Annotated in this window: 1 protein-coding gene; it reads left to right on the top strand. The window is 51.6% G+C overall.

Features of this window, described 5'->3' with window-relative positions:
- Positions 1 to 140: 140 nt before the first annotated feature.
- Positions 141 to 2,143 (top strand): AAA family ATPase (locus CA600_RS30495; RefSeq protein ID WP_094874820.1); only part of this gene is annotated, 2,003 nt, incomplete at its 3' end.

Below are 2,143 nucleotides of genomic sequence, written 5' to 3'. Positions count from 1 at the left end.
AAGAAGAGCAAAAAAGCCACGGATTGCACCAAATGCGGCCGATTCGCCCAAATGTACGTGATTAATCCCGCTAATCTAACCGATCCCGGTCCAAACGGCCGATCCCATATATCATTCTTAAATAGAAAGGTGAGAGTGCTATGGATTTCAATAAACTTACTCAAAAGCTGCAGGAAGCAGTGGCTGCGGCGCAGTCGCTTGCTTCAGACAGCGGTCATCAGGAGATCGATAATCTCCATCTGTTAAAAGCGTTACTCCAGCAGCAAGAAGGCTTACTGCCAAGACTGCTGCAAAAGATGAATGTACCCGTAGCTGAGATGCTGCGAAGCACGGATGAACTGCTTCAGCGTAAGCCAAGCATAAGCGGATCAGGGGCAAGCACGGTACGGCGTTATGCCTCGCAATCGCTGATTCATCTGCTGGAACAGGCGGAGAAAGAAGCAGCGAAAATGCAAGATGAGTTTGTTTCGGTAGAGCATGCAGTGCTGGCCATGGTGTCGGATTCGAGCAGGGAGAATCGAGAGCTGCGTGATCTTTTTGTCAGTCGTGGATTAACACGCGAGAAGCTGATGTCTATCCTTGCTGAGATTCGTGGGCATCAGCGTGTGACGAGTCGGGAGCCGGAGGCTACTTATGAGGTACTTGAGAAATACGGGCGTGATCTTGTAGCAGAGGTTCGCGCGGGCAAGATCGATCCCGTTATCGGACGAGACGCAGAGATACGCCGTGTGATCCGTATTCTGTCCCGTAAAACGAAGAATAACCCTGTCCTCATCGGTGAGCCAGGTGTAGGGAAAACTGCGATTGTAGAAGGCTTGGCTCACCGGATTGTACGCAAGGACGTGCCAGAGGGACTGAAGGATAAGACGATTTTCTCACTGGATATGAGTTCCCTTGTAGCAGGCGCGAAGTTCCGTGGTGAATTTGAAGAACGTCTGCAGGCGGTACTGAGGGAAGTTCGTGAAAGTAACGGCCGTATTATTCTGTTTATTGATGAGCTGCACACGATAGTAGGCGCAGGTAAAACCGAAGGCTCGATGGATGCGGGCAATATGCTGAAGCCGATGCTGGCCCGTGGCGAACTGCACTGTATCGGTGCCACAACGCTCGATGAATACCGCAAGTATATAGAGAAGGACCCTGCGCTGGAACGCCGTTTCCAACAGGTGCTGGTCAGCGAACCGGATGTTGAGGATACGATCTCGATTCTGCGTGGGTTAAAGGAACGTTTCGAAGTCCATCATGGAGTCAAAATCCATGACAGCGCCCTTGTCGCTGCTGGCGTTCTGTCTAACCGCTACATTACGGATCGTTTTTTGCCGGACAAAGCGATCGACTTAGTGGATGAAGCCTGCGCCATGATCCGGACGGAGATTGACTCCATGCCAGGTGAGATGGATGAAGTGACCCGCCGTCTGATGCAGATGGAGATTGAAGAAGCAGCGCTCAAAAAAGAAACGGATGATGCCAGCAAACGCCGTCTGGAAATCTTACAACGTGAACTCGCTGATCTCAAGGAGAAGCAGCTTGGGATGACTGCACGTTGGGAGAAGGAAAAATCAGCGATTCAAGGCATCCGCGACCTCAAAAAACGGTTGGAGCAAGCCCGCAAGGATTTGGTCGATGCACAGGAGGAATACGATCTGAATAAATCGGCGGAACTTAGCTATGGCATCATTCCTGATCTGGAGCGGCAATTGAAAGCAGCAGAAGAAGCGGCACAGCAGGATCAGGATACAAGATTATTGCGTGAAGCTGTAACCGAGGAGGAGATTGCAGATATTGTATCGCGCTGGACGGGTGTGCCGGTTAGCCGACTGGTTGAAGGCGAACGGGATAAGCTATTGCGTCTGGAAGATACGCTGCATCAACGAGTTGTGGGCCAAGATGAAGCGGTCAGCTTAGTGGCCGATGCTGTGCTCCGGGCTAGAGCAGGGATCAAAGATCCGAATCGACCAATCGGTTCCTTCCTGTTCCTCGGCCCGACTGGCGTAGGGAAGACGGAGCTGGCTAAATCGCTTGCAGTCTCTCTGTTTGATCGCGAAGATGGCATGATTCGTATTGATATGTCGGAGTATATGGAGAAGCACAGTGTTTCTCGCTTGGTCGGTGCACCTCCGGGATATGTCGGGGATGAGGAAGG

Origin of the sequence: Paenibacillus sp. VTT E-133280, assembly GCF_002264385.1 — a bacterium.
GTDB lineage: Bacteria > Bacillota > Bacilli > Paenibacillales > Paenibacillaceae > Paenibacillus_AQ > Paenibacillus_AQ nitricinens.
The sequence above is the reverse complement of the archived record's forward strand: the minus strand, read 5'-3'. Positions and strand labels throughout refer to the sequence as shown.